This window comes from Zafaria sp. Z1313, from assembly GCF_050563205.1.
Classification (GTDB): domain Bacteria; phylum Actinomycetota; class Actinomycetes; order Actinomycetales; family Micrococcaceae; genus JAZDCJ01.
The window spans coordinates 117,349-138,995 of record NZ_JBNWUK010000003.1 but is presented as its reverse complement, the minus strand read 5'-3'; the positions used below and the strand labels follow the sequence as shown (position 1 = coordinate 138,995).

Annotated in this window: 26 protein-coding genes; 13 read left to right on the top strand and 13 right to left on the bottom strand. The window is 71.5% G+C overall.

The features are described 5' to 3' along the window. Positions 1–10: 10 nt before the first annotated feature. From ACQ3I4_RS05420 to ACQ3I4_RS05410, 3 genes are read left to right on the top strand one after another with little or no spacing between them, the layout of a single operon-like run. Entirely contained in the window at positions 11–964 is a 954-nt protein-coding gene (locus ACQ3I4_RS05420) for a 1,4-dihydroxy-2-naphthoyl-CoA synthase (protein ID WP_430633018.1), read from the top strand. A 3-nt stretch (positions 965–967) separates the two neighbouring features. Further along, positions 968–2,221, top strand: coding sequence for an AMP-binding protein (locus ACQ3I4_RS05415; RefSeq protein WP_329861622.1), 1,254 nt, complete (start codon positions 968–970; stop codon positions 2,219–2,221). A 37-nt stretch (positions 2,222–2,258) separates the two neighbouring features. After that, complete coding sequence (locus ACQ3I4_RS05410; protein ID WP_329861623.1) at positions 2,259–3,152, top strand: 1,4-dihydroxy-2-naphthoate polyprenyltransferase; 894 nt, start codon at positions 2,259–2,261, stop codon at positions 3,150–3,152. Here ACQ3I4_RS05410 and ACQ3I4_RS05405 read toward each other — a convergent pair. Beyond that, positions 3,149–3,448 carry a DUF4229 domain-containing protein gene (locus ACQ3I4_RS05405; RefSeq protein WP_329861624.1) on the bottom strand — a complete coding sequence of 100 codons (300 nt, stop codon included), beginning with the start codon at positions 3,446–3,448 and terminating at the stop codon, positions 3,149–3,151. The genes ACQ3I4_RS05410 and ACQ3I4_RS05405 overlap by 4 nt on opposite strands. Positions 3,449–3,502: 54 nt before the next feature. On the opposite strand from ACQ3I4_RS05405, the gene ACQ3I4_RS05400 reads away from it, so the two are divergent. The 4 genes from ACQ3I4_RS05400 to ACQ3I4_RS05385 all read left to right on the top strand — a co-directional run bounded on the left by ACQ3I4_RS05400 (position 3,503) and on the right by ACQ3I4_RS05385 (position 5,165). Continuing rightward, positions 3,503–3,895: a PLD nuclease N-terminal domain-containing protein gene (locus ACQ3I4_RS05400; RefSeq protein ID WP_329861626.1), complete on the top strand. Its 393-nt coding sequence runs from the start codon at positions 3,503–3,505 to the stop codon at positions 3,893–3,895. Between the two features lie 65 nt (positions 3,896–3,960). Next, on the top strand, positions 3,961–4,293 hold the full coding sequence (locus tag ACQ3I4_RS05395) for a hypothetical protein (protein WP_329861628.1): 333 nt from the start codon (positions 3,961–3,963) through the stop codon (positions 4,291–4,293). Positions 4,294–4,320: 27 nt separating this feature from the next. After that, positions 4,321–4,833: an SUMF1/EgtB/PvdO family nonheme iron enzyme gene (locus ACQ3I4_RS05390; RefSeq protein ID WP_329861630.1), complete on the top strand. Its 513-nt coding sequence runs from the start codon at positions 4,321–4,323 to the stop codon at positions 4,831–4,833. Positions 4,834–4,937: 104 nt separating this feature from the next. Next, entirely contained in the window at positions 4,938–5,165 is a 228-nt protein-coding gene (locus tag ACQ3I4_RS05385) for a formylglycine-generating enzyme family protein (protein ID WP_329861889.1), read from the top strand. Between the two features lie 26 nt (positions 5,166–5,191). On the opposite strand, the gene ccsB is transcribed toward ACQ3I4_RS05385, so the two are convergent. From ccsB to ACQ3I4_RS05360, 5 genes are read right to left on the bottom strand one after another with little or no spacing between them, the layout of a single operon-like run. Next, positions 5,192–6,310 carry a c-type cytochrome biogenesis protein CcsB gene (gene ccsB / locus ACQ3I4_RS05380; RefSeq protein WP_329861631.1) on the bottom strand — a complete coding sequence of 373 codons (1,119 nt, stop codon included), beginning with the start codon at positions 6,308–6,310 and terminating at the stop codon, positions 5,192–5,194. Positions 6,311–6,324: 14 nt separating this feature from the next. Beyond that, positions 6,325–7,983 carry a cytochrome c biogenesis protein ResB gene (gene resB / locus ACQ3I4_RS05375; RefSeq protein ID WP_329861632.1) on the bottom strand — a complete coding sequence of 553 codons (1,659 nt, stop codon included), beginning with the start codon at positions 7,981–7,983 and terminating at the stop codon, positions 6,325–6,327. Continuing rightward, on the bottom strand, positions 7,983–8,774 hold the full coding sequence (locus ACQ3I4_RS05370; protein ID WP_430633065.1) for a cytochrome c biogenesis CcdA family protein: 792 nt from the start codon (positions 8,772–8,774) through the stop codon (positions 7,983–7,985). Before ACQ3I4_RS05370 ends, resB begins: the two co-directional genes overlap by 1 nt. Further along, complete coding sequence (locus ACQ3I4_RS05365) at positions 8,774–9,403, bottom strand: TlpA family protein disulfide reductase (RefSeq protein ID WP_329861634.1); 630 nt, start codon at positions 9,401–9,403, stop codon at positions 8,774–8,776. The genes ACQ3I4_RS05370 and ACQ3I4_RS05365 overlap by 1 nt, the downstream gene beginning before the upstream one ends. A 4-nt stretch (positions 9,404–9,407) precedes the next feature. Then, positions 9,408–10,070 carry a histidine phosphatase family protein gene (locus tag ACQ3I4_RS05360; protein ID WP_329861635.1) on the bottom strand — a complete coding sequence of 221 codons (663 nt, stop codon included), beginning with the start codon at positions 10,068–10,070 and terminating at the stop codon, positions 9,408–9,410. A 172-nt stretch (positions 10,071–10,242) separates the two neighbouring features. On the opposite strand from ACQ3I4_RS05360, the gene ACQ3I4_RS05355 reads away from it, so the two are divergent. Continuing rightward, positions 10,243–10,788, top strand: a complete 546-nt coding sequence (locus ACQ3I4_RS05355) for a YceI family protein (RefSeq protein ID WP_329861636.1) — start codon at positions 10,243–10,245, stop codon at positions 10,786–10,788. Between the two features lie 108 nt (positions 10,789–10,896). Continuing rightward, a complete protein-coding gene (locus ACQ3I4_RS05350; protein ID WP_329861638.1) occupies positions 10,897–11,757 on the top strand; it encodes a hypothetical protein in 861 nt (286 codons plus the stop codon). Positions 11,758–11,859: 102 nt separating this feature from the next. On the opposite strand, the gene ACQ3I4_RS05345 is transcribed toward ACQ3I4_RS05350, so the two are convergent. Beyond that, positions 11,860–12,504 carry a redox-sensing transcriptional repressor Rex gene (locus ACQ3I4_RS05345; RefSeq protein WP_329861640.1) on the bottom strand — a complete coding sequence of 215 codons (645 nt, stop codon included), beginning with the start codon at positions 12,502–12,504 and terminating at the stop codon, positions 11,860–11,862. Further along, positions 12,501–12,755 carry a glutaredoxin family protein gene (locus ACQ3I4_RS05340; protein ID WP_329861641.1) on the bottom strand — a complete coding sequence of 85 codons (255 nt, stop codon included), beginning with the start codon at positions 12,753–12,755 and terminating at the stop codon, positions 12,501–12,503. Before ACQ3I4_RS05340 ends, ACQ3I4_RS05345 begins: the two co-directional genes overlap by 4 nt. 83 nt (positions 12,756–12,838) lie before the next feature. Between ACQ3I4_RS05340 and ACQ3I4_RS05335 the strand changes: the two genes are divergently transcribed. Continuing rightward, the gene (locus ACQ3I4_RS05335; RefSeq protein ID WP_329861642.1) at positions 12,839–13,651 is read left to right on the top strand and encodes an HAD family hydrolase; all 813 of its coding nucleotides are present in this window, start codon (positions 12,839–12,841) and stop codon (positions 13,649–13,651) included. 151 nt (positions 13,652–13,802) lie between these two features. Here the strand turns inward: ACQ3I4_RS05335 and ACQ3I4_RS05330 are convergent, their stop codons facing one another. Next, a complete protein-coding gene (locus ACQ3I4_RS05330) occupies positions 13,803–13,901 on the bottom strand; it encodes a 30S ribosomal protein bS22 (RefSeq protein ID WP_003792170.1) in 99 nt (32 codons plus the stop codon). Between the two features lie 128 nt (positions 13,902–14,029). Then, positions 14,030–14,242, bottom strand: a complete 213-nt coding sequence (locus ACQ3I4_RS05325) for a helix-turn-helix domain-containing protein (RefSeq protein ID WP_329861825.1) — start codon at positions 14,240–14,242, stop codon at positions 14,030–14,032. Between the two features lie 285 nt (positions 14,243–14,527). Here ACQ3I4_RS05325 and ACQ3I4_RS05320 point away from each other — a divergent pair, with 285 nt between their 5' ends. Then, complete coding sequence (locus ACQ3I4_RS05320) at positions 14,528–15,907, top strand: alpha-hydroxy acid oxidase (RefSeq protein WP_329861826.1); 1,380 nt, start codon at positions 14,528–14,530, stop codon at positions 15,905–15,907. A 46-nt stretch (positions 15,908–15,953) separates the two neighbouring features. Here ACQ3I4_RS05320 and gdhA read toward each other — a convergent pair whose 3' ends face one another. The 3 genes from gdhA to ACQ3I4_RS05305 all read right to left on the bottom strand — a co-directional run bounded on the left by gdhA (position 15,954) and on the right by ACQ3I4_RS05305 (position 19,271). Continuing rightward, positions 15,954–17,294, bottom strand: a complete 1,341-nt coding sequence (gdhA, locus tag ACQ3I4_RS05315) for an NADP-specific glutamate dehydrogenase (protein WP_329861827.1) — start codon at positions 17,292–17,294, stop codon at positions 15,954–15,956. 141 nt (positions 17,295–17,435) lie between these two features. Next, the gene (locus ACQ3I4_RS05310; protein WP_329861828.1) at positions 17,436–17,990 is read right to left on the bottom strand and encodes an ArsR/SmtB family transcription factor; all 555 of its coding nucleotides are present in this window, start codon (positions 17,988–17,990) and stop codon (positions 17,436–17,438) included. A gap of 81 nt (positions 17,991–18,071) precedes the next feature. Further along, positions 18,072–19,271, bottom strand: a complete 1,200-nt coding sequence (locus ACQ3I4_RS05305; protein WP_430633064.1) for an acetoin utilization protein AcuC — start codon at positions 19,269–19,271, stop codon at positions 18,072–18,074. A gap of 144 nt (positions 19,272–19,415) precedes the next feature. Here ACQ3I4_RS05305 and ACQ3I4_RS05300 point away from each other — a divergent pair, with 144 nt between their 5' ends. Both ACQ3I4_RS05300 and ACQ3I4_RS05295 read left to right on the top strand, forming a co-directional pair. Further along, positions 19,416–20,834, top strand: coding sequence for a TrkH family potassium uptake protein (locus tag ACQ3I4_RS05300; protein WP_329861829.1), 1,419 nt, complete (start codon positions 19,416–19,418; stop codon positions 20,832–20,834). Next, positions 20,827–21,498 (top strand): potassium channel family protein, encoded by a 672-nt coding sequence (locus ACQ3I4_RS05295; RefSeq protein WP_329861830.1) that lies wholly within the window; start codon positions 20,827–20,829, stop codon positions 21,496–21,498. The genes ACQ3I4_RS05300 and ACQ3I4_RS05295 overlap by 8 nt, the downstream gene beginning before the upstream one ends. The last annotated feature ends 149 nt before the right edge of the window (positions 21,499–21,647 follow it).

Sequence of the window (21,647 nt, the reverse complement as noted above, 5' to 3'; positions counted from 1 at the left end):
ACTGGGGCGGGTGAGCACCGCAGCCCTTCCCCCCCAGGTTTCCGACGTCTTCGACCCCGTCCGCTGGCGCGAGGTCGAGGGCTTCGACTTCGAGGACATGACGTACCACCGCCAGGTCGAGCGCGCCGCCGACGGCACGATCGTCCGCGATCTGCCCACGGTCCGCATCGCGTTCAACCGCCCCGAGGTCCGCAACGCGTTCCGCCCGGGCACCGTGGACGAGCTGTACCGGGCCATGGACCACGCCCGCATGACGCCCGACGTCGCGACCGTCCTGCTCACGGGCAACGGCCCCTCCCCCAAGGACGGCGGCCACGCCTTCTGCTCCGGCGGCGACCAGCGCATCCGCGGACGCGACGGGTACCGCTACGCCGAGGGCGACACGGCCGAGACGATCGACCCGGCCCGGGCCGGCCGCCTCCACATCCTGGAGGTCCAGCGGCTCATGCGCACCATGCCCAAGGTCGTGATCTCCGTGGTCAACGGCTGGGCGGCCGGCGGCGGGCACTCCCTGCACGTCGTCTCCGACCTGACGATCGCCTCCCGCGAGCACGGCCGCTTCAAGCAGACCGATGCGACCGTGGGCTCGTTCGACGCCGGATACGGCTCCGCGCTCCTCGCCCGGCAGGTCGGCCAGAAGACCGCGCGGGAGATCTTCTTCCTCGCACGGGAGTACTCGGCCCAGGACATGGTGGCCAAGGGAGCCGTCAACGAGGCCGTCGAGCACGCGCGGCTCGAGGACGTCGCCCTCGAATACGCCGCCGACATCGCCCGGCAGTCCCCGCAGGCCCTCCGGATGCTCAAGTTCGCGTTCAACCTGGCCGACGACGGGCTCGCCGGCCAGCAGGTCTTCGCCGGCGAGGCGACCCGCATGGCCTACATGACCGACGAGGCCGTCGAGGGCCGCGATGCCTTCCTCGCCAAGCGCGATCCGGACTGGTCCAACCACCCCTACTACTTCTAGACCATGGCGCCCCCGACCCCCGAGCACCCCTCCACCGATGCCCAGCCGGCCCTCGCGGCGCTGACGGCCGCCCTCGGAGGCGAGGGCCCCGCCGTCGAACTCCTCCCCGGCGGCACCCCGGGCGCCTACCGGATCGCGGCCGCGGCGGACGCGCCCGAGGGGACGGCCGCCGTCGTCCGCACCTCCGGAAGCACGGGAACGCCCAAGCGCACGGCGCTGACCGTGGAGTCGCTCGCGGCGTCGTCGATGGCCACGGCCCTCCGGCTGGGCTTCGAGGGCCAGTGGCTCCTCGCCCTGCCCGTGCACTACGTGGCGGGGCTCTCGGTGCTGACGCGGAGCCTCTTCGCCGGGACCCGCCCCTGGGCCCTCGACCTCTCGCGCGGTTTCACGGCCGAGGCGTTCACAGAGGCGGCCGGCCAGCTGACGGACCGCACGCGCATCACCTCGCTCGTCCCCACCCAGCTGCAACGGCTCCTCGCCGACGGTTCGGCCACCACGCTCGCGGCCCTGCGGCGCTTCGACGCGATCCTGCTCGGCGGCGGCCGGGCCCCGGACGCGCTCCGCGAGGAGGCCCGGCGCCAGGGGCTGCGCATCCACCTGAGCTACGGGATGAGCGAGACGTGCGGCGGGTGCGTCTACGACGCCGAGCCGCTGCCCGGCGTGCGGATCGCCGCGCGGGAGGGCCGGATCTGGATCGGCGGGGAGGTCGTGGCCGGCGGGTACCTGGGCGACCCGGAGCTGGACCGGCGACACTTCAGCGTCGACGCGGACGGCACGCGCTGGTTCATGACCGACGACCTGGGCACCGTGGGCGGCTCCGCGGACGCCGAGGCCGAGGGCCCGGAGGACGACGCCGGTTCCGCCCGCCCGGGCGCGGGAGGAACGCTCGTCATCGAGGGCCGCGTCGACGACGTCGTGAACACGGGGGGCGTCAAGGTCTCCGCCGGCCAGGTGCAGCGGGTGGCCGAGGCCGTGCCCGGCGTGTCCGCGGCGCTCGTCGTGGGGGTCCCGGACGAGGAGTGGGGCACCGCCGTCGGAATCCTGCTGGTTCCGCACACGGGCGGGGCCACCCCGGGCCAGGCGCCCGCCGCGGCCGCCGGTCTGCGGGAGGAGATCGCGCAGGCGGTGCGCACGGAGCTCGGCGCGGCGGCGGTCCCCCGCCGTTGGGCCGTCCTCGACGCGCTGCCGCTGCTGCCCCACGGCAAGCCCGACCGGCAGGCGGCGATTTCGCTGCTGGAGCGGGCGGGGAGAGAATAGGGGGCTGGAACCCCGCCGTCTGCCCGGAAGGATCACCGTGGCCACTGCCGCCCAATGGATCGAAGGCGCCCGCCTGCGCACCCTGCCCATGGCCGTGGCACCCGTCGTCGTGGGTACGGCCGCGGCGTACGAGGTCGACGGGAACCTGCACTGGGTCCGCGCCCTCCTCGCGGCCGCCGTCGCCCTGCTGCTGCAGATCGGCGTGAACTACGCCAACGACTACTCGGACGGGATCCGGGGCACCGACGACGTCAGGGTCGGCCCGTTGAGGCTGACCGGTTCCGGCGCCGCGTCCCCGCGCCAGGTCAAGGCCGCCGCGTTCGCCTGCTTCGGGGCCGCGATGCTGGCCGGCGCCGTGCTGATCCTCGTGTCGACGGCGTGGCCGCTGGTCCTCGTGGGTCTGGCCGCCGTCTTCGCGGCGTGGGGCTATACGGGCGGCAGGAACCCCTACGGCTATCTCGGCCTCGGCGAGGTCTTCGTCTTCCTGTTCTTCGGCCTCGTCGCCACGCTCGGCACGACGTTCACCCAGGTGTTGCGCCTCACCGCGCCGGCCTGGGTCGGCGCGATCGGCATCGGGCTCATCGCGACGGCGCTCCTGATGGCCAACAACGTCCGGGACATCCCCACGGACCGCGAGGTCGGCAAGCGCACCCTCGCCGTCCGGATGGGCGACGACGCCGCCCGGATCAGCTACGTCATGATGCTGGCGCTCGCGCTGCTGCTGCCGCTCGTCCTGCTCGGCGACCACCCGTGGCTGCTGCTGGTCCTGCTGATCGCGCCGCTGTGCCTGGTGCCCTCGTGGACGATGCTCAAGGCGCAGGACCGGGCCGCCATGATTCCCGTGCTCAAGCAGACGGGCATGATCAGCCTCGGCTATGCGGCCTTGTTCGCCGCCGGCCTCGTGATCACCGTGGCCCTGCGGACGGCCTAACCGCGGGGTCCGGTTCCGGGCCGGGGATCGGCTCCGGGGTCGATCCCGTCCTCGGCGGCCTCGTCGTCGAGCTCGACCGATCCCTTGTGGCGGCTGCGGCGCCCGGCCAGCCCGTCACGCAGTTCCTCGGTGGCTGCGATGCGCAGGCGGTTGAAGAACAGATAGCTCACGCAGAAGGCGAAGACGAGGGCCACGGCTCCGGCGGCGTAGAGGTTCCAGCGCAACCCCCAGGCCAGTCCGATGAAGACCGTGAAGAAGAGGGCGAGCCGCAGGGCGGTGTACTTGAGGAACTGCACCGGTCCATTCTACCGGCGGTAAAACTGGGCCGTGATCTTGACTAGACTGTAGGGATGGTGAGGAACATCATCCTGGCGTCCCTGGTGGCGCTGGCGATCACGATCTACGCGCTCATTGAGTGCATCAGGACCCGCCCGCAGGACGTGCGCAGCATCTCCAAGCCGGCGTGGATCCTGGCCATTGTGCTGCTTCCGCTGATTGGCGCGGGCTTGTGGTTCTGGCTGGGGCGGCCCCGCTTCGGAAACGGCGGTGGAGCGCCCGGCAACCGGGGCGGCAGCGCGCCGCGCCCCTCTGCACCCGACGACGACACCGAATTCCTCCGGAACCTGGAGCGCCAGCGCCGGCAGCAGGCGCGCGAGGAAGGGCTGCGCCGCAAGGAAGCCGAGCTCAAGGCCAAGGAAGAGCAGCTGAAGAAGGACAAGCCGCAGGACCCCAACCAGAACTGACGCAGCCGGATGCCCGTCCGGCACGTTGGGGTCGCAGATCCTGTGTCTTTCGGGCCGGCGGAGGAGTGCAGGCCTTTGAGGCAGGGGAATGCGGCGGTGCCGTTGAGGATGATGCCGAGGCGGCCGACCAGCTGCGCGGCCACGCCTTGCCTCCCGTCTCACGGAACATCACGCTGGACGTCGCGGAGCCCGGGCGCACCCACGCCGCCAGCGCACGGGCCGGCATCGAGTCCTTGCGGGCGATCGAGGACGTCGTCACGGCCGCGCCAAGGCCGTCACAGGAAGGTTCGAGCGTGAACGAGGCCGGTAGGGACCCGAACCTGGAGCAGGAGTCCGCGTTGGACAGCGGGCCCGGTGGAGCCGCGGCGTCCGCGTCGGGGACCCCGGCGTGCCCGTGAAGCCCGCCCTCCCGCACGCCTCCCGGCATGCCGGACCAGGGCCTGCGGCCCGTCTTCGGATCGTCGAGGGGTTCTGAACCAGCCGCCGGGGCGAGGCGGGCGACGCACGACATCGAGCAGTGCCTCATTCCATCGGGAACGTTCACGATGGGCGATTCCTCGGGGGACCGCAATCCCGCCGACGGCGAGGTGCCACGGCATTCGGTCTCGCTCGCGGCATTCTTCATCGACGCGACGCCGGTCACGAACGACGCGTTCGCACGCTTCGTCGGGGACACCCGGTATGCAACGGAAGCGGAGTCGTTCGGATTCTCGGCGGTCTTCCATCTCGCGCTCGCCGCCCCGGAGGAGGACGTCATGGGCATCACCGCCGGGGCCCCTTGGCGGCTCGGCGTGCGGGGAGCCGACTGGCGGCGTCCGGGCGGCCGTCGCTCTTCGATCGAAGGCCTGGGGCATGACCCGGTCGTCCACGTCAGCTGGAACGACGCGACGGCGTCCTGCGAGTGGGCCGGCCGGCGCCTCCCGACCGAGGTGGAGTAGCACGCCGCACGCGGCGGCATCGACGCGGCCACGTACCCGTGGGGAGACGATGAGGTCGATGCCGGGGGTGGCGCGCCAACATCTGACAAGGCGAGTTCCCGGGCCTGAACACGCAGGATGACGGGTTCCTCACCACGGCCCCGGTCCGGACGTTCGAGCCGAACGGATTCGGCCTGTGGCAATCGGTCGGGAACGTGTGGGAATGGTGCCCGGACTGGTTCGATCCGGACTACCACCGCCACTCACCCGGTGCCGCGCCGGCCGGTCCGGACCAAGGGCAGGCCCGTTTGGGTTGCAGATCCTGCGCCTTCCAGGCTGCCGAAGCCACCTGATCTGCAAGGCAGACCCGTGGGATCCCCTAGACGCCTGCGTAGGAATGCAGGCCGTTGAAGTAGAGGTTCACCACGGTGAAGTTGAAGATGATGCAGAGGTAGCCGATGATGCTGAGCCAGGCCGAGCGCGCGCCGGTCCAGCCCCGCGTGGCCCGCGCGTGCAGGTAGCCCGCGTAGACGACCCAGATGACGAAGCTCCAGACCTCCTTGGTGTCCCAGCCCCAGTATCGGCCCCAGGCGGCTTCGGCCCAGATGGCCCCGGCCATGACCGTGAACGTCCACATGACGAACGAGATCGCGTTGACGCGGTAGGCGAAGTTCTCCAGCGACGCGGCAGAGGGTACCAGGCGCAGGAACGGCAGCTTGTCCGGCTTCCCGGCGGCCAGGGCGTCCTGGCGGCGGTGCTGGATCAGCTGCAGTACGGCCATGGCAAACGTGATGGTGAAGAGGGCCGAGGCGAGGACCGCGATGGAGACGTGGATGATGAGCCACGGGCTCTGCAGCGCCGGAACCAGGTGGGCCACGGGCGTCGGGAAGCCCATCGTCGCCCCGCACAGCATGAGCGTGACCAGGCCGATCACGAACGTCCCCATGAACCTCAGGTCCTTGCGCAGCAGCACGCCGAGGAACACGAGCGCCACGACGAGGGCGCCGGTCGAGAGGAACTCGTACATGTTCCCCCACGGCATGCGTGCGGCCGCGATGCCGCGGGAGACCACGGCGGCCAGGTGCACGACGGCGGCGATCCAGGTCAGCGAGACGGCCACCTTCGCGGCGAGCCGCCTCGCGGCACCGTCGGTGTAGTCCATCGACTCGTGCACGAGCGCTCCGTCGGCCCCGATCAGGCCGTCCTCGGTCCCCTCGCCGGCGGACGCGGCGCCGGAAGGCGGGCCGTCCGGCGTCGTCTCCGGGCTGGCGCCCACGGTACCGGAACCCGCCGCTCCGGCGCCCGCGGCCTGCACGTGGCCGGCGTGGGCGAGCTGGCGCGCCTCCTCGGCGAGCGAGCGGGACTCGAGCTCTCGGATCGTGCGGCTGGACTTCGCCAGGTCCCAGGCGAACGCGATGAACGCCACGGCGTACGCCAGCGCGGCGAGCAGCATGAACAGGTCGCTGTAGGCGCCGAGGTCCTCGTTGATGGTGGGCATCGTCGTTGCTTCTCCTAGACTGGCACGCGCTCGGCGCCGGTGAATTCACGCTCGAAGAGCGACTGCAGTTCGCGGGCCTCGGTGGCGAGTCGCGGATCCTCGCCGCGGGCCAGCAGTCCGTATTCAAGGATACGCCCGTGCTCACCCGAGCCGCCGTCGCCTCCGTCACCCTCGCCGCCGTCCTCCAGGATCTTGACCCAGGCGCGGCGGCGCGGCGTGAAGAGCGACACGGCCAGGCCCAGGAGCGCGAGCGCCGCGAAGACGGCCACGGGGACCTTGGCGGGGTCGTGGTGGATGTCGAGGGCGACGTAGCGCTTGAGCCCGTCGAAGCTGATGGAGCCGTGGCCGTCCGGCAGCTCGATCGTCTCCCCGGGATTGAGGACCAGGCCGCCCGCGTCGAGGGTCCGGCTATTGAGCTCCGTCAGCTCGTCGGTGTCCAGGACGTAGACGTTCTGCGGCGCCCCGTCGTCGAGCCCGAGGTCCCCGAAGTAGGAGTTCAGCTGCAGCTGCGGCAGCGCGGGGCTGGGGTCGAGGGAGATGCCGACGCCGTCCAGCACGCCCGCCGTGGGCAGGAACAGGCCGACGAAGCCGAGCTGCTCGGGCCGCGCGTCGGGCACCTTGGCCACCATCAGCGAGGTGTAGACGCCGTCCTGCGGGACCGCGATGACGGGTTCCTGCAGGGCGATGTCGCCGTTGCCGTCGCGGACCGTGATGACGGGGGCGTAGCCGTTGCCGACGAGGTAGACGTCCGAGCCGCCGATGCGCAGCGGGTGGTTGACGCGGATCTGGCGCGGGGTCTCCTCGCCGCCGGGCGTGTCCGTGGTGCGCACGCTCGCGTTGAAGTCGATCGGCTGGCCGAAGTGCGTGCTGGACTCGCGGTCGAACGTGACCTCGAACTTGTCCAGCGCCACCGTGAACGGGCTGAGCCGGTCGACGTCGACGGCGGTTCCGGGCGAGAGCGCGTCGTAGGCGACGGCCGTGTTGACGAAGGTGTCCCCCTCGACGAGGATCCGCTGGCCGTTGTAGCCGAACGCGCCGCCGACGGCCACGCCCGCGAGGATCCCGATGAGGGAGGTGTGGAAGACGAGGTTGCCGATCTCCCGCACGTAGCCGCGCTCGGCACCGACGGAGGCACCCTGGGCGCCGTCGCGGACCTCGGTGCGGTAGCCGCGCTTCTTCAGCAGTGCGGCGGCGCGGGCCGCGGTCTCGGAGGACGACGCCGGGGCCGCGCCGGGTGCCAGGGCGATCCTTCCGTGCTCCGGCAGCCGGGACAGGCGCGCCGGGGTGCGCGGCGGCGGGGTGCGGAGCGCCTGCCAGTGCTTCTTGGCCCGGGGGATGATGCAGCCGATCAGGGAGATGAACAGCAACAGGTAGATCGAGGAGAACCAGACGGACGAGTAGACGTCGAACAGCTGGAAGCGGTCGAGCCACTCCCCCAGCACGGGCTCGTTCTGCAGGTACTGGGTGACCTGTTCGGGGTTGACGCCGCGTTGCGGGAAGAGCGAGCCGGGCACGGCGGCGACGGCGAGCAGGAGCAGCAGGAACAGGGCCGTGCGCATGCTCGTGAGCTGCGTCCAGGCCCAGCGGATCATGCCGAGCGGGCCGAGGGCGGGCAGCGCGGCGTCGGCCTTGGCCTGCGCCGTGGCGGAACGGGGCTTCGTGTCTTCTGCCATCAGATGGGCAACCTCACCTCGTTGGCGAACCAGTTCTGTAGTTGCATCACCCAGGTGTCCCACAGCCCGCTGACCATGACGAGTCCCAGGAGGATGAGCATGCCGCCGCCGGCCAGCATCACGGCGCGCTGGTGGCTGCGGAAGAAGCGCAGGGCGCCCATGCCCCGGCGCAGGCCGAGGGCGATCAGGATGAACGGCACGCCGAGGCCCATGCAGTAGGCGAACGTCAGCAGCCCGGCGCGGCCGAGGTCCGGGTCGGCGCCGCTGCTCATGAGGATGACGGCGGAGAGCGTGGGGCCGATGCAGGGGGCCCAGCCGAGGCCGAAGACCATGCCGAGGACGGGGGCCCCCCAGAGTCCGGCGGGTGGGCGGGCGTGGATCTTGCGGTCGCGCTGGAACCAGCTGAAGCCGCCCATGAAGACGACGCCCATGAGGATCACGACGACGCCGAGGATCCGGGAGACCCAGTCGCTGTTGAGCGTGAACCAGCTGAGGATCTGGGTGAAGAGGACGCCGACGGTCACGAACACGGCGGTGAAGCCGAGGACGAACAGGCCGATCCCGGCGACCATCCGCCCGCGCTTCTGCTCGGCGAGGTCGACCCCGGTCAGCCCGGTGACGTAGCCGAGGTAGCCGGGAACGAGCGGCAGGACGCACGGCGAGAGGAAGGACACGAGCCCCGCGAGGACGGCGATGGGCGCGGCGACCAGGAGGGAGCCGTCGAGGGCGATCTCCGCGAACGGGTTCGCCTGCGCGGCCAGCCCCGGGCCGGTCGTGACGAGGGCGGGGATCACGCGGGCTCGGCGACGCGGTCGGCGATGAGCGTCTTCAGCGTGGACTTCTCGATGGCGCCGAGCACGCGCGCGGCGACCCGGCCCTGCTTGTCGAGGACGAGCGTGGTGGGCACGGCGCGCGGGTTCACGTACTGGGTCAGGCCCATGAGGATCGACCCGGTGGTGTCCGGCGCGGACGGGTAGGGGATCTTGAAGTTGCGTTCGAAGGCCTCGGCCGTGGCCTTCTGGTCCCGGACGTTGACGCCCAGGAAGTCGACGCCCTGGTCCTGGAACTCCTCGTAGAGCTCGACGAGGTGCGGCGCCTCGACGCGGCAGGGGGCGCACGCGGCGTACCAGAAGTTCAGGACCGTGACGCGCCCGACCCAGGCGGAGGAGTCGATGTCCGTGCCGTCGTAGAGCGTTCCCGTGAGGCGCACCGGTTCACCGCGCGACTCCGCCGCGTATTCCTGGACGGAGCCGTCGCCGGCGATGTAGTTCTTGTTGTCGCCTTCGCGGGCCTGCTTCGCGAGCGGGTCCTCGACCGCGCTGCACGCGGCCAGGGGGACGACGGCGGCGAGCAGCGCGGCGGCGCGCAGGACGGTGCGGCGGCCCGGCTCGGGGGAATCGGATGGGTGGGCAGGGGTCATCGGGTCAGGCTCCAGGGAGGTTCGCGGCGTTGACCAGGAGGTCGGCGCAGGGTTCGGCGTAGCGGACCGACGAGAGGGCCTCCCCCTCGAAGTCCAGGCTGGTCACGGAGGCGAGAGTGCATTCGCGGCGACGCGGATCGTGCCAGAGCCGCCGGCCTTCGGCCGCCAACCGGGTCACCCAGATCGGCAGCTGGTGGGCGACGAGGATGACCTCGGCGCCCGGCCCCCCCTGTGCCACGGCGGCGTCGCGGTGTTCCCGCACGGCGGCCATGACCCGCTCGACCTGGTCCCGATAGGGCTCCCCCCAGGACGGACGGAAGGGATTGACGAGGTAGGGCCACAAGCGGGGGTCGCGGAGGCGCCCGGCCATGTGGGACATGCCCTCGAAGTGGTTGCCCGCCTCGACGACGCGCTGCTCCGTGCCGAGTTCGAGCCCCAGGGCGCGGGCCGTCGGGGCGGCCGTCTCCTGGGCCCGCAGCAGGGGCGAGGCCGCGATCGCGACGATGTTGGCTCCGGCGTCGCGCCGCTGCGCGAAGTATTCGGCGGCGCGGTCGGCCATTTCGCGGCCGAGCCCGGAGAGCCGGTAGCCCGGCAGCCGCCCGTACAGCACCTTGTCCGGATTGTGGACTTCTCCATGGCGGAGCAGGTGGACGGTGGCGGTGGGCATGCCTCCAGTGTCTCAAACCTTTGCGGGCTGGCCTAAATGCGGGCCGTGATTCCGGTCGCGCTCCGCTCTGGAAGACGGGGTGGGCCTTCCCTAGAGTGGAGGGACGAACGACGCACGACAGGTGAGGCACCACGGCGGCACGGGTCCACGGCCCGGGGCAAGGAGCACCGCGATGAGGATCCCCGAGGGCATCACGTCTGGACGGTGGACGCTGGATCCGACCCACTCGGAGGTCGGCTTCACGATCCGGTACGCCGGGATCAGCAAGGTGCGGGGCCGCTTCACGGACGTCGAGTCCGTGATCTCCGTCGGTCCGACCGTGGACGACTCCGCCCTCTACGCGGTGATCCAGGCGGTGTCCTTCGACTCCCGCGACCCGGCGAGGGACACCCACGTGCGCAGCCCGGACTTCTTCGACGTGGAGCGCTTCCCGACCCTGGGCTTCACGGCGACGTCGATCACGGGCGACGGCCACGAGTTCCTGCTGACCGGCGACCTGACCATCCGCGACGTCACGCGCGCGGTGGAGCTCTCGGTCGAGTACGCCGGCACTGCCGTGGATCCGGCCGGCGTGGTGCGGGCCGGTTTCTCCGCCGAGACCGTCATCTCCCGGAAGGACTTCGGCCTGACGTGGAACGCGGCCCTCGAGGCCGGCGGGGTCCTCGTCGGGGACAAGGTGACGATCGTCCTCGACGTCGCCTTCATCCGCTCCGGATAGCGGCACCACTGGCGCAATCATCCTCCACATCATCCTTGGTGATGATGCCCCCCGGCCGGGCCCGGCGGCTACTGTGGGATTCAGAACCACCAACGCCCAGGAGGAATCATGAGCACTCCCGAGAACAACCCCGAGGTCCCCGAGCCCCCGCGCTACGGGCAGCGCCTTCCGCAGCCCGGCCAGGACGGATCCGGCCAGGGGGCCGGACAACAGGGGCAGCAGCCCGCGCAGCAGCCGGGCCAGCCGCAGCAGGGCGGCGCCGCCGGCTCGTACCCCCCGGCTCCCCCGCAGTCCTACGGCCAGCCGGGGCAGCCCCCGGCCGCACAGCCCGGCCAGTACGGCCAGCCCGGCGCCTACGGACAGGCCGGACAGCAGGGACAGTCGGGGCCCTACGGACAGCCTGGCCAGGGCGCACCGTACGGGCAGCCGGGCCAGCAGTCCTACGGCTACCAGCAGCCGATGCCCGGGAGCGCCGGTTTCGGCGCGCCCGCCGGCCCGCTCGAGCGGCCGAAGGAACTGAACATCTCCTTCTGGCTCGTCCTCGCCGCCGGCGCGCTGACCCTCGTGTCCGGACTCGTCCTGCTGCTGATGCCCTCCTCCGCCCTCGAGACCGCCATCCAGGACGCCTTGACGATGCAGGGCTCCGCGACCCAGGACGAGCTCGCGGCGGCCGGCGTCGACGCGGCCGCCCTGGCCTCCATGACCCGGACGGTCGGCTTCGTGGTCATGCTCATCGGTTCGGGCATCTACGCCCTGCTGGCGTTCTTCATCCGCAAGGGCAGCAACGGCGCCCGCATCACGGCCACGATCCTCGCCGGACTGTCCGTGATCGGCCTCTTCGGCGCCGACGTGCTGACGCTCGTGGTCATCCTGGTCGGCATCGCGGGCGTCGTGTTCGCGTGGCTCAAGCCCTCGAGCAACTACATCGCGGCCAAGAAGGCCGCGAAGCACCAGGGCTTCGGCGCCTGACGCCGGGGCACCGACCCCGCCGGCCGAAGCGCCGGCCAATCACCGACAAGGCGGCCGGACGGAGTAATCCGTCCGGCCGCCTTGGCGTTCGGGATCCACAGGCTAGAGGTGGCTGCCCGGCGTCGTCGCGTAGTAGGCCAGGAGCTGCAGCTCGCGGGCCATGTCCACCTTGCGCAGGACGACGTCCGGCGGAACCTGGAGGACGACGGGGGCGAAGTTGAGGATGTTGCGCACGCCGGCGGCGACGAGCCGGTCGCACAGCTCCTGCGCGGCCGCCGCGGGCACGGCCAGGACCGCCATGTTGATGCCCTCGGCCAGCACGGCGTCCTCGAGGCCCGCCGCGTCGGCGACCACGAGGTCGGCGTAACGCCGCCCCACGAGGGAGGCATCGGCGTCGTACAGCCCCACCAGACGGAAGCCGTTCTCGCGGAACCCCGCGTACCCGGCCAGCGCGCGGCCCAGGTTGCCGGCGCCGACGATCCCCACGCGCCAGTCGTTGTTGAGCCCGAGGGTCGTCGCGATGGAACCGGCCAGCTGCATCACGCCATAGCCCACGCCCCGCCGGCCGAAGCTGCCGAGCATCGACAGGTCCTTGCGCAGGATCGCCGGGTTGACGCCCGCGGCATCGGCCAGGACCTCCGAGGACACCGTCTCGAGCCCGGCGGCGCCGAGGCGCTCGAGCACGCGCCGGTAGAGCGTCAGGCGTTCCAGCGTCGCCTCGGGAAGCGTCTTCTCCGCCGGCCTCATGCGCCCAGGAGCCCCGCGAGCCGCGCGGGGTCGATGACCCAGAAGTCGCGCTGCACGCCGTCGATCATCAGCACCGGGACCTCCTCGCCGAAGCGGTGCCGCAGCTCCGGGTCGTCGTCGATCCCCCGTTCCGTCCAGGGCACGCCCAGGCGGCCGCACACCTCGTCGAGGGTGGCACGGGCCGCGGCGCACAAGTGGCAGCCCTCGCGGGTCAGCAATTCGACGACGGGCGCCTCGGCACGTGCTTCCATGCCGACTAATCTACCGGCGGACCGGCCGCGCACGGGCACGGACGGCGCCCGGCCCGCTGTGGCGCGTGCCATAGACTGGGGCCATGCCACAGCCGCCCGCCGGCCGCACCGTGCCCTCGCCCGTGCGCCCGATGACAGGAGCAGAGGCCGCCTTCTTCGACGTCGACAACACGATGATGCGCGGCGCGAGCCTGTTCGCCGTCGCCCGGAAGATGTATGCGCGCAAGGCCTTCAGCCTCCGCCACGCGGCCTCCTTCGGCCTCAAGGCCCTCTGGTACGCGGTGCGCGGGGAGCACGTCGGCGACATCCACGCCGTGCGGGACCAGGCGCTCGCCCTCGCCGCGGGGGTCCTCGTCGACGACTTGTCGAGCCTGGGCGACGAGGTCTACGACGAGTTCATCGCCTCCAAGATCTGGCCCGGAACGCGGGCCCTCGCGGACCAGCACCTGCGCGCCGGGCGTCGCGTCTGGCTCGTGACGGCCACGCCGCTCGAGGTCGCCACCGTGATCGCGGACCGGCTCGGGCTCTCCGGGGCGCTCGGCACGCAGGTGGAGCACACCGACGGCGTCTACACCGGCCGGCTCGTGGGAGAGATCCTGCACGGCCCCGCGAAGGCCGTCGCCGTCGCCCGGCTCGCCGAGGAAGAGGGGCTCGACCTGGCGCAGTGCTGGGCCTACAGCGACTCGTCCAACGACCTTCCGCTCCTGGAGGCCGTGGGGCATCCCGTGGCGATCAACCCGGACGCCAAGCTGCGCCGCCACGCCGTGCGCAACAACTGGCCCGTCTACGACTTCAGGACCGGCCGCCGCGCCGCGACGTGGACGCTCAAGGCGGCGACCGTGTCCGGGGCCGTCTACGGACTCTGGCGCGGTCTGGGGCGGGTCCGCGGCCGCTGATCCGAGACCCCGCCGGGCGCTGGCCCGGGGGCGTCCCCGGGGCGGTCCGGCACCTGCCGTGATCGCACGTCGGGGAGAACGACGGCGGGGCCGCACCCTCGAGAGATGCGGCCCCGCCGTCGTCATCACCTGCCGCGTCGGCGGCCGGCGCCTACTTCTTGTTGCGGCGCTGGTGGCGGGTCTTGCGAAGCAGCTTGCGGTGCTTCTTCTTGGCCATACGCTTGCGGCGCTTCTTGATCACAGAGCCCATTGGTTCCTCACAAACTTCAGATTCGGTGGTTGCGTTCCCGCCGCAGACGGTCGGACTGCAACCAACACGGACGTTAAACGTTCCTTAACAGGTTACCTGCTCCGCGCGGCGGCCCTGACCACTTCCGGTCAGGCGGTCTCGGAGGCCCCGTCGATCCGGGCCTTGCGCAGGTAGTCCTCGACGGCGGTCTCCGGGACGCGGTAGGAGCGGCCGAAGCGCACCGCGGGCAGTTCCGCCGAGTGCACCAGGCGGTACACGGTCATCTTGGAGACGCGCATGACCTCGGCGACCTCGGCCACCGTCATAAAGCGCGCGTTCGCAAAGTTCTTCGCGTCAGCCATCCCCGGTTCTTCTCCTGCCCTTGGACAATTCCCCCACCGCACAACGGCGTTCGCATGTCCCCGATGGGATGCCGTCTAAGGGGCAACTCTAGTGGCAGATGGGGCGATTGTGAAACCTCGGCTCCACCGTGTGGACACGATCGGGCGGCTCCGGGCGCCCTCGCGGCCCGGACGGCGGAGCGATGCCCCTTGATGTGAGCCGCACCACGGGTCTAGAGTGTGGTCTAACCACACGCTGTGGTCTTACCACAAGCGATCCGCGTGCCACGCCTCCAAGGAGAGTCCATGACCACCCAGTCCGTGACCCAGCAGCCGGCAACCACCGAGGACACGGCCCGGCAGTCCGCCGCCGCGGCGTCGGAGCCGGCCCCCCTCCAGTCCCCGGCCCCGGCGCGTCCGGGTGCCGGGGACGCCGTTCCGGCCGACCGCCCCGTGCCGCCGGCGCTGCGCCGCCGCGTTCCGAAGTACTCGGACCTGGCCCCGCTCATGCAGTTCAAGAAGCCCTCCTTCGGCAACGCCTCCCGCCTCGCGGCGGCGCAGACCATCGGCGATCTGCGGGCCCTGGCCAAGCGCCGGACGCCCCAGGCTCCCTTCGACTACACCGACGGCGCGGCGGAGGCCGAGGTCACGCTCAACCGGGCCCGTTCCGCGTTCTCCGAGCTCGAGTTCCGCCCCGGCATCCTGCGCGACGTCTCCCACGTGGACCTGAGCACGGACATCCTCGGCGGCACCTCCCGCCTTCCCGTCGGGATCGCACCGACCGGCTTCACCCGCATGATGCAGTCGGAAGGAGAATACGCGGGATCCCGCGCGGCCGAGGCCGCGGGCATCCCCTACACGCTGTCCACGATGGGCACGGCGTCGATCGAGGACGTCGCCGCCGCCGCGCCCGCGGGCCGCAACTGGTTCCAGCTCTACCTGTGGACGGACCGCGAGAAGTCGCGCGAGCTGATCGACCGGGCCGCGCGCGCCGGCTACGACACCCTCATGGTCACCGTGGACACGGCCGTCGCCGGGGCCCGGCTCCGCGACGTGCGCAACGGCATGACGATCCCGCCGTCGCTGACGCTCAAGACGGTCCTGGACGCGTCCTACCGGCCGGCCTGGTGGTTCAACTTCCTGACCCACGAGCCCCTGACGTTCGCCTCGCTGTCCCGCTACACCGGCACCGTCGCCGAGCTGATCGACTCCATGTTCGACCCCTCGCTGACCTACGACGACCTGGACTGGCTGCGCGGGACCTGGAAGGGCAAGCTCGTCGTCAAGGGAATCCAGACGGTCGAGGACGCCCGCAAGGTGATCGAGCACGGGGCGGACGGCGTCGTGGTCTCCAACCACGGCGGCCGGCAGTTGGACCGCGCACCCGTGACCCTGCACCTGCTCCCCGAGGTCTCGGCCGCCGTGAAGTCCGTCAACCCGGACGCCGCCGTCATCCTCGACACCGGCATCATGAGCGGGGCCGATATCGTCGCCGCGCTCGCCCTCGGCGCCGACTTCACGCTCATCGGCCGCGCCTACCTCTACGGGCTCATGGCCGGCGGGCGCGCCGGCGTGGACCGCGCGCTGGCGATCCTGGAGAAGGACATGAAGCGGACCCTGGCGCTCCTCGGCGTCTCCCGGCTCTCCGAGCTCACGCCGGAACACGTCCGCATTCCGCGGCCGTAGCGCGCGGCGGTCGCGCCGGCCGCACGACGCCGATCGGGCCCGAGAGCTAGATGACGCCGAGGGCCAGCATCGCGTCCGCGACCTTGACGAAGCCGGCGATGTTGGCGCCCGCGACGTAGTTCCCCGGCTGCCCGTAGGCCTCGGCGGTGCGGGCGCAGTCATCATGGATGGAGACCATGATCTGGCCGAGGCGCCGCTCGGTGTGCTCGAACGACCAGGCGTCGCGGCTCGCGTTCTGCTGCATCTCCAGGGCGGACGTCGCGACGCCGCCGGCATTGGCGGCCTTGCCCGGGCCGAAGAGCACGCCGGCCTCCTGGAAGATCTGGGTGGCCTCGGCCGTGCAGGGCATGTTGGCGCCCTCGGCCACGGCGAGGACGCCGCGCTCCACGAGCCGCTTGGCCGCCGTGGCGCCGAGCTCGTTCTGCGTGGCCGACGGGATCGCGACGGTGGCATCGACGTCCCACACGTTGCCGTCGGCCACGTAGGCCGTGCCGTTGCCGCGCCGCTGGGCGTACTCGCTGATGCGGCCGCGCTCGTTCTCCTTGATCTGGCGCAGCAGGTCCACGTCGATCCCGTGCTCGTCCACGATGTACCCGGAGGAATCGGAGGCGGCGACGACGAGGGCACCGAGGCTCTGGGCCTTCGCGACGGCGTTGATCGCGACGTTGCCGGAGCCGGAGACGACGACGCGTTGCCCGTCCAGGCTCTGCCCGCGGGTCTTGAGCATCTCGGCGGCGAAGAGGACGGCCCCGTAGCCGGTGGCCTCCGGGCGCACGAGCGAACCGCCCCAGCCGATCCCCTTGCCCGTCAGGACGCCTGACTCATAGCGGTTGGTGATGCGCTTGTACTGGCCGAACAGGTAGCCGATCTCCCGGCCGCCCACGCCGATGTCGCCCGCGGGGACGTCGGTGTACTCGCCGATGTGGCGGTAGAGCTCCGTCATGAACGACTGGCAGAACCGCATCACCTCGGCGTCGGACTTGCCGCGCGGATCGAAGTCCGAGCCGCCCTTGCCGCCGCCGATCGGCATGCCGGTCAGGGCGTTCTTGAAGACCTGCTCGAAGCCGAGGAACTTGACGATGCCCAGGTAGACCGAGGGGTGGAAGCGCAGGCCGCCCTTGTAGGGGCCGAGGGCCGAGTTGAACTCGACGCGGAAGCCGCGGTTGATCCGCACCTGGCCCGAGTCGTCGGTCCACGGCACGCGGAAGATGATCTGCCGCTCGGGCTCGCACATGCGCTGCAGGATCGCGGCGTCCATGTACTCGGGGTGGCGGCGTGCCACGGGCTCGAGGGTCTCGAAGACCTCGTTGACGGCCTGGTGGAACTCGGCCTCGCCGGGGTTCCGGCGGAACACCTCGTCCCGGATGCTTGCCAGATGCTGGTCCACTCGTGCTCCTCCTTGCGGCGCGGTGCGGCTCCCCGGTGCGGGCACCGGGGGACGGTCTCGGTCATCGAGCTTGCCACGCGGCGCCCGGACGGGGCGCGCCGGGCTGCAACAATGCCCGCGCGGCACGTAACACCCCCTGGCTCAGCGGCGGCGTCCGAAGCGGGGCTTCGGGAGCTTGTCGAGCAGGTCCTGCGCGCGGCCGGTGACCTGCTCCACGGTGCGCCCGACCGTCCGCCCGATCTGCTGGGCGCCGGCGGCAGCCTCGCGGGAAGGCACGACGCCGGAGCCCGGCACCGCGGCCGGCCCGCCGGAGGCGGGACGTGCGTCGGGGTCGTCCGCGGCACCGCCGGGGGCCGAGGCGGCAGGGGCGGCAGAGGCGGTGGCGCCCGTCGTCCCGACCGGGCCGGCCGCCTCCACGCCGGCGGGGTCGTCGGCGGCCCGGGGGCTGAACCGGGCGATCCACTCCGCGGCGGGTTCGAGCGGGGCCAGGTCGATCCCGTAGAAGCGCCGCTGGCCGACGGCGCGCGTCGTGACGAGCCCGGCCTCGCGCAGGACCTTGAGGTGCTTGGAGACCGTGGGCTGGCTGACGCCGAGGACCTCGACGAGCTCGCCGACCGAGCGCTCCGCGCCGTGCAGCTCGTCGAGGATGCGTCGTCGGGTCGGTTCAGCGATCACGGGGAAGACATCGGCGGCCATCCCATCACCCTAACCGCATATACGCCGCGGGGCATTCTTCGCTACGCCGTCGTGACGCGGAAGCGCCCCTCGACAGGGGAGCTAGTCGAACCAGGGGTCGAGGCCGAAGAGGGGGAAGACCTCCTTGCGGGTGGCCATGACCGTGCGGTCGACGGGGTCGGCGGGGTCGTAGCCGACCTCCCACGAGCGCCACCACAGCTCGGCGTCGTCGTTCATCCACTGCGGGGCTTCGCCGTAGCGCTCCTCGACGTAGCTGCGCCACGGGGCCGGGACCTCGGTGCGCAGCGGGACGGGGCGCCCGGAGGCGATCGCGACGAGGTGCGCCCAGGCCCGGGGCACGACGTGTGTGATGTTGTACCCGCCGCCGCCCGTGGCGATCCACCTCCCGGCGCACAGCCGTTCGGCGAGGTCGGCGATGTCCAGCATGTTCTGCCGCTGGGCGTCGACGCTGAGGCGGAGGTTGGTCAGCGGGTCCTTGGCGTGGCCGTCGCAGCCGTGCTGGCTCACGATCACCTCGGGTGCGAAGGCGGCCGTGATCTGCGGGACGACGGCGTGGAACGCGCGCAGCCAGCCGGCGTCGCCCGTCCCCGCGGGGACGGCGACGTTCACGGCCGTGCCCGGCGCCCCGGGGCCCCCGGACTCGTTCGCGAAGCCCGTGCCCGGGAAGAGGGACATCCCGGACTCGTGGAGGGAAATCGTCATGACGCGGGGATCGTCCCAGAAGATCGACTGCGTCCCGTCGCCGTGGTGGGCGTCGACGTCGATGTAGGCCACGCGCTGCACGCCGCCGTCGAGCAGGCGCTGGACCGCCAGCGCGGCGTCGTTGTAGATGCAGAAGCCGCTCGCGGCGGATCGGGAGGCGTGGTGCATGCCGCCGCCGAAGTTCACGGCGTGCACGGCACGGGAGTCCAGGATCGCGTCGGCCGCGAGCAGGGAGCCTCCGGCGAGGCGGGCGCTGGCCTCGTGCAGTCCCGGGAAGAGCGGGTTGTCCTCGGTGCCGAGCCCGCGGGCCGCGTCGGGGACGTCGGGGTGCTCGCTCGCGCGGCGGACGGCGGCGATGTAGTCGGCGTCGTGCACGAGCCCCAGTTCGGCATCGTCCGCGACGGACGGCTCCGCGAGCGAGACGGTCGGCGCCTCGAGGACCCCGAGTTCGTCGATGAGCCGCTTGGTGAGGTCGAGGCGGGCCGGGTGCATGGGATGGCTGTCGCTGAAGCGGTAGGCCATCATGCCGGGGCTCCACACGAGCTGCGTGGGGGGCAACGGCGCCGTGCTCTTGATCATCACCGTTTCAGGCTAACGGACGCGCGTGTGTCCCAGCGCACGGCGGCCCCGCCGGCCTGCCACTCCACGGGGTCCGCGGGTGGTTTACTATGGTTGTCGCCAGGATCGTCCTGGCCTCCCTCCGACCGGAGCCGTCGAGCCGCCATGCCGCACCAGCCGTCACCGCACGTACCGCGCCAGCCCGGCGCGCTGGTCCGCGTCGTCGCCGCGGGCCGGGACCTCGTCGACTCCTTCGCCGCGAGCTCCCCCGCGCGACTGGCCCTCGCCGTGTTCGCCCTCGTCATCGCCGTGTTCACGGGCCTGCTGGCGCTGCCGGCCGCTTCCTCCACCGGGACATTCACCCCGCTCCACGACGCCCTGTTCACGGCCGTGTCCGCCGTGTGCGTCACAGGGCTCACCGTGGTCTCGACGGCCGCGCACTGGTCCTTCTTCGGGCAGGTCGTCATCCTCGTCGGCGTCTTCGTGGGCGGCCTCGGGATCCTGACCGTGGCGTCGATCCTCTCGATGGCGGTGAGCAGGCGGCTGGGCGTGCGCGGCAAGCTGCTGGCCCAGGAGGCCATGAACACGCAGGCCGCCGGCCGGCTCGGCGAGGTCGGCACGCTGCTGCGGATCGTCATCACGACCTCGGTGGCCATCGAAGTGCTCCTGGCGGTGATGCTCGTCCCCCGTTTCCTGGTCCTCGGCGAACCCCTGGGACAGGCCGTGTGGCACGGCGTCTTCTACTCGATCTCCGCCTTCAACAACGCCGGATTCACGCCGCACTCCGACGGACTGGTCCCCTACGAGACCGACCTGTGGATCCAGGTTCCCCTCATGCTCGGCGTCGTCATCGGCAGCCTCGGCTTCCCCGTGCTCATGGTGATGATCATCCTGCGCTCCAGGATCCGCCGGTGGACCCTGCACGCGAAGCTCACCCTCGTCGTGACGGGGATCCTGCTCGTGCTCGGCACCGTCGGCTGGGGCGCCCTCGAGTGGTCCAACCCGGACACGATCGGCGACTTGTCGCCCGTTGACAAGGTCATGCACGCCCTCTTCGCCTCCGTCATGACCCGGTCCGGCGGCTTCAATCTCGTGGACCAGAACCAGCTCGAGCCGGCCACCATGCTCGTCACCGACATGCTGATGTTCGCCGGCGGCGGCTCGGCCTCGACGGCGGGTGGCATCAAGGTCACCACGATCGCCGTGCTCTTCCTCGCCATCATCGCCGAGGCCCGCGGCGACTCCGACGTCAAGGCCTTCGGCCGCCGGATCCCGGAGGGCACGCTGCGCGTGGCGATCTCCGTCGTCGTCCTCGGCGCCACGCTCGTCAGCGTCGCCACGGGGCTCCTGCTGGGCATCAGCGGGCAGTCCCTGGACCGCGTGCTGTTCGAGTCGATCTCGGCGTTCGCCACCGTGGGCCTGAGCACGGGGCTGTCCGGGGAGCTGCCCCCGGCGGGCAAGTACGTCCTCTCGGCGCTCATGTTCGCGGGGCGGGTGGGCACCATTACACTGGCTGCGGCACTGACTCTGCGCCAGCGCGACCAGCTGTACCACTTCCCGGAAGAGAGGCCGATCATTGGCTGAGAAGACCGTAGACCACAACGCACCGGTCCTGGTCATCGGCCTCGGGCGCTTCGGTGCCGCCGTCGCCGAGCAGCTCGTGAAGCAGGGCCGGGAGGTCCTCGCGATCGAGCGCAATCCCGCGCTGGTCCGCACGTGGGCCGGCGTCCTGACCCACGTCGTCGAGGCGGACGCCACCAACATCGACGCGCTGCGCCAGCTCGGCGCGCAGGACTTCAGCTCCGCCGTCGTCGGCGTCGGCACGTCGATCGAGCCCTCCGTCTTGATCGCGGTCAACCTCGTCGACCTCGGGATCGAGCACCTCTGGGTCAAGGCCATCACGCCCTCCCACGGCAAGATCCTCACCCGGATCGGCGCCAACCACGTGATCTACCCGGAGGCCGACGCCGGCGTGCGGGCCGCGCACCTCGTCGGCGGGCGCATGCTGGACTTCATCGAATTCGACGACGGCTTCGCGATCGTGAAGATGTACCCGCCGAAGGAGACGCAGGGCTTCACGCTCGCCGAATCCCAGGTCCGTTCCAAGTACGGCGTGACGATCGTCGGCGTGAAGTCGCCCGGCGAGGACTTCACCTACGCCCAGCCCCACACCAAGGTCACCCGCCGCGACGTGCTGATCGTCTCCGGCCACGTCGACCTGCTGGAGCGCTTCGCCGCCAGGCCGTAACCCGGGGACCCCGGAACGCAGGCGGGGGACCCTCGTCGGCTACTCCTTCACGTCGGTCAAGGGACGTCAGCGTCGACGCGTCGGTGATCGGTGTCCCGCCACTCGGTCGGAGCCGCCCCTCCGAGGAGGAGAACCGTCCCGACGGCCCA